This window comes from Rhizobacter sp. P3_B12, assembly GCF_056402895.1.
In genome coordinates this window covers 1-4,229 of record NZ_JBFUGN010000539.1, presented here as the reverse complement: position 1 = coordinate 4,229, position 4,229 = coordinate 1, and the positions used below count along the sequence as shown (strand labels likewise).

At 71.2% G+C, this 4,229-nt stretch carries 5 protein-coding genes; 2 read left to right on the top strand and 3 right to left on the bottom strand.

Annotated features, from left to right (window positions below; genetic code table 11):
• The coding region (locus AC1D01_RS23190) for a thymidine phosphorylase (protein ID WP_477870493.1) at positions 1 to 1,102 on the bottom strand (1,102 nt) is incomplete at its 3' end.
• Positions 1,102 to 1,884, bottom strand: coding sequence for a deoxyribose-phosphate aldolase (deoC, locus tag AC1D01_RS23185; protein WP_477870491.1), 783 nt, complete (start codon positions 1,882 to 1,884; stop codon positions 1,102 to 1,104). The genes AC1D01_RS23190 and deoC, both read right to left, overlap by 1 nt.
• Before the next feature lie 135 nt (positions 1,885 to 2,019).
• On the opposite strand from deoC, the gene AC1D01_RS23180 reads away from it, so the two are divergent.
• The gene (locus AC1D01_RS23180) at positions 2,020 to 2,223 is read left to right on the top strand and encodes a hypothetical protein (RefSeq protein WP_477870489.1); all 204 of its coding nucleotides are present in this window, start codon (positions 2,020 to 2,022) and stop codon (positions 2,221 to 2,223) included.
• Here AC1D01_RS23180 and zwf read toward each other — a convergent pair whose 3' ends face one another.
• Positions 2,224 to 3,696: a glucose-6-phosphate dehydrogenase gene (gene zwf / locus AC1D01_RS23175; protein WP_477870487.1), complete on the bottom strand. Its 1,473-nt coding sequence runs from the start codon at positions 3,694 to 3,696 to the stop codon at positions 2,224 to 2,226. It lies immediately after the preceding gene.
• A 147-nt stretch (positions 3,697 to 3,843) separates the two neighbouring features.
• On the opposite strand from zwf, the gene AC1D01_RS23170 reads away from it, so the two are divergent.
• Positions 3,844 to 4,229: hypothetical protein (locus AC1D01_RS23170; protein WP_477870485.1), on the top strand; the 386-nt coding region annotated here is incomplete at its 3' end.

Sequence of the window (4,229 nt, the reverse complement as noted above, 5' to 3'; positions counted from 1 at the left end):
GCGCGACGACGGCCATGCCGAGCGCACGCGTGTCGACCGTCGTGATGAAGCCTGCGCCGCCCGCCGGCACGTCGCGCACGATCGCGGCCTGCGGCAGCCCGGGGTTCGCAAGCACGTCGGCCGGCCCGCCCAGCCCCGCCACCATGCGCGCGAAGCGTTCGGCCGCCGATCCGCTGTCGAGTGCACGCAGCAGCCGCGCGCGTGCCTCGGCGTCATCGGCCGCCAGCCCGGCCTGCTGCAGCACCGCTGCGCCGAGCGCCATCACCACCTCGTGCAGCCGCACCGGCCGCGCCGTGCCGCGCAGGTAGTCCAGCGCCACCTGCGCCTCCAGCGCATTGCCGGCGGCCGGCGCGAGCGCCTGGTTCATGTCGGTCAGCAACACCTGCGTCGGCAGCCCGGCGCCGCAGCCGACCTCGACCAGGCTGCGCGCCAGCTCGCGCGCGCGCTCGATGTCCTGCATGAAGGCGCCGTTGCCGAACTTCACGTCGAGCACCAGCGCGCCCAGCCCGGCGGCCAGCTTCTTCGACAGGATCGAGGCGGTGATCAGCGGCACCGATTCGACGGTGGCCGTCACGTCGCGCACCGCGTAGAAGCGGCGGTCGGCCGGCGCGAGCGCATCCCCCGCACCGACGATCGCGACACCCGCCTCGCGCACGACGCGCCGCAGCTGCTCGACCGACACGCCCGCCCGGTAGCCGGGGATCGCCTCCAGCTTGTCGAGCGTGCCGCCGGTATGGCCCAGGCCGCGGCCGGAGATCATCGGCACGAAGCCGCCGCAGGCCRCCAGCATCGGGCCGAGCATCAGCGACACGGTGTCGCCGACGCCGCCGGTGGAATGCTTGTCGAGCACCGGGCCGGGCAGCGCTTCGGTGCGCCAGTCCAGCACGCTGCCGCTGCCGCTGTCGCGCATCGCGAGCGTCAGCGACACCGCCTCGTCCGTCGCCATGCCGCGCCAGCACACCGCCATCGCGAACGCGGCGATCTGCGCCTCGCTGACGGACTCGTCCGCGATGCCCTGCGCGAACGCGCGCAGCTCGGCATCACCCAACGCATGGCCGTCGCGCTTGCGGCGGATGATCTCCTGGGGCAGCACGGCAGCCATCAGTAGCCGCTGGCAGGCGCCACCGCCGGGCCGCCGTCGATGGCCGACAGCAGCACGGCCAGCAGGCTCGACGCGCCGAAGCGCAGCGTGCCGGGACCGAGGCGGTCGGCACCGTACACCTCGGCGGCGAGCGCGAGGTAGCGCTGCACGTCGGCGATCGTCGACACGCCGCCGGCCACCTTCAGCCCGGCGCGGGTGCCGTGCGCGCGGATCACCTCGCCCATCACCTGGACGGCCTGCGGCGTCGCGTTGACCGGTACCTTGCCGGTGGAGGTCTTCAGGAAGTCGGCGCCCTCGCGCAGCGCGATCTCGCTGGCCTGGCGGATCAGTTCGGGGCGCTGCAACTCGCCGGTCTCGAGGATCACCTTCAACGGCAGCGGCCCGCAGGCGCGGCGGCAGGCAGCCACCAGCGCCACGCCGGCCTGCGCATCGCCCGCCTGCAGCGCACGCCACGGGAACACCGTGTCGATCTCGTCGGCGCCGGCCTCGCGGGCCGCGGCGATCTGCGCCGCCACCACGTCGGGCGACGCCTCGCCGTGCGGAAAATTGACGACCGTCGCCACCCGCACCGCCGCCAGCCCCAGCGCATCCAGCCTGCGCTTTGCCGCCGGCACGAACGCCGGGTACACGCACAGCGCGGCCGGCGCACCGTGCGGTGTGCGGGCCTTGTCGGCCAGCGTCTCGATCGACGCCGGCGTGTCGTCGTCCTTCAGCGAAGTCAGGTCGAGACAGCGCAGCGCGAGGCGCGCGGCGTCGGCGGCGGGAAGCAGTGGCGTCTTCATGAGCCGATTGTGGCGCGTCCGTCCATCCTCAATCGAAGGGATGCGGCGGCCTCGGGGGCCAGCGACAGTCCCCTCTTCCGGGGGCCCGCTTCGTGCGGATTGGCAACAACTGCAACCGATCGAAGAATCCACCCCATGCAAACGCTCTCTCCCCTCCTCGACCGCCAGACCTGGGTCGAACAGGTCGCTGCGGAACTGATGGTGGCCTCCAAGCTGATGAGCCAGGCCATGGCCGCCGGCTTCGCGGCCGACCTGTGGCAAGCCTGGGGCCACCTGCCGCCAGCCGCTGCCGCCCAGTACTTCCTCGATCCGGCGGTGGAATACCCCTCGACGTTCTGATCAGTTCCCTGTCTTGTTCGGGTCGCGCCACGCGCGCTCGAACGGCAGCCGCCACGCGTGCGGCGCGATCAGCTGGTGGATCGACTTCGGCCCCCAGGAACCCGGCGGGTAGAGCCGCACCGGCGGCGGCGATTCGAGCAGCTGCGTCGACACCTGCCACAGCCGCTCGATGCCCTCGGCGGTGGTGAACAGCGTGCGGTCGCCGCGCATCGCGTCGAGGATCAGCCGCTCGTAGGCCTCGAGCACCTCGCCGATCAGGCCGGTGTCGTGCATCGCGAACTGCAGGCTCAGCTTGTCCAGCCGCATCCCCGGCCCGGGGCGCTTGCCGTAGAACGACAGCGACATCTTCGACGCATCGGCGAGGTCGAAGGTGAGGTGGTCGGGCCCTTGCGCGCCGACACCGGAGCCGGGCGGGAACATGCTCTTCGGCGGCTCGCGGAACGCGATCGAGATGATGCGCTGGCCCTCGGCCATGCGCTTGCCGGTGCGCAGGAAGAACGGCACGCCGGCCCAGCGCCAGTTGTCGATGTAGCACTTCAGCGCGATGAAGGTCTCGGCCTCGGATTCGGGGTCGACGCCCGGCTCGGCGCGGTAGCCGGCGTACTGGCCGCGCACCACGTCGGCCGGCTGGATCGGCAGCATGCTGCGGAAGACCTTGTTCTTCTCCTCGCTGATCGGCGCCGGCTCGAGCGCGGTGGGCGGCTCCATCGCCATGAAGGCGAGGATCTGGAACAGGTGCGTGACCACCATGTCGCGGTACGCGCCGGTCTGCTCGTAGAAGCCGGCGCGGGTGCCGAGACCGAGCGTCTCGGGCACGTCGATCTGCACGTGGTCGATGAAGTTGCGGTTCCAGATGGGCTCGAACAGCCCGTTGGCGAAGCGGAACGCGAGGATGTTCTGCGCCGGCTCCTTGCCGAGGAAGTGGTCGATGCGGAAGATCTGCTCCTCGGCAAAGGTCTCGTGCAGCCGCGCGTTCAGCGCGACGGCGCTCGCGAGGTCGGTGCCGAAGGGCTTCTCCATCACGATGCGCGAGCGCTCCACCAGGCCGGCCTCGCCGAGCATCTGCACCGCCGGCAGCGCCGCGCTGGGCGGCACGCTCAGGTAGTGCAGGCGGCGCATGTCGTCACCCCGGCCGCCCAGGCTGCGCTCGGCGGCCTCGACGGCGCTGCGCAACGCGGCGGCACCGGCCGAGAGCGGCACGTAGTCGAGGCTTTGCGAGAACAGCGCCCAGTCGGATTCGGTGACCTTGCGGCTCGCGAACTCGCCGAGCGCGGCGCGGGCCACCGCGCGAAAGCCGTCGGCATCGATGTCGTCGAGCGAGACGCCGATGATGCGGCAGCCGGGGATGAAGCCCGCCGCCGACAGGTGGTAGAGCCCCGGCAGCAGCTTGCGCCGCGCGAGATCGCCGGTGGCGCCGAACAGCACGACGACCTGCGGGAAGCGCGGGCCGACGCCCGGGGGGATCTTGGCCATGGGGGGTCTCGATCGAGAGCGCGGAGCGGATGGCAACGGAGCTTGCCACAGCCGGCGCGAATCACCAACCTCAACGCAGAGCATGAATCCGGCGCGCCGATCTGGAAACATCCGCGCGTCCGATCCGGACGACAAGGAGGATTTCCCATGATTCGAAAACTGTGTCTTGCCGCTGCGCTCGCGCTGGCATCCGGCTTCGCAGCCGCCGAGACGGTGGTGTTCCAAGGGTCGCTCGGCGTGCCGAACGTCGGCTACGCCGAGTACTCCCAGACATCCACCAGCCCCAACGTCTACGGTGGCGTCATCCGCGCGCAAGAGAAGTTCATGAGCACGCTGAAGGCGGCGATCGCGCCGCCGATCGTCGCGATGCTGCAGACCGTCGACGGCTACCAGGCCGGCAGCGGCAGTGCCAGCGTCAGCGGGCCCGTGACGTTCGCGCTCAACAACGGCGTGGCCTCGTTCTCGGGCCTGCAGCTGAATGCGGGGCTGACGGTCAAGCAATCGAAGTTCGGCATCACGGCGACCTGCTCGAT

Bases quoted from the DNA above. Each gene is read 5' to 3' on its own strand.
- deoC (WP_477870491.1), bottom strand. From the start codon at position 1,884: ATGAAGACGCCACTGCTTCCCGCCGCCGACGCCGCGCGCCTCGCGCTG.
- AC1D01_RS23180 (WP_477870489.1), top strand. From the start codon at position 2,020: ATGCAAACGCTCTCTCCCCTCCTCGACCGCCAGACCTGGGTCGAACAG.
- zwf (WP_477870487.1), bottom strand. From the start codon at position 3,696: ATGGCCAAGATCCCCCCGGGCGTCGGCCCGCGCTTCCCGCAGGTCGTC.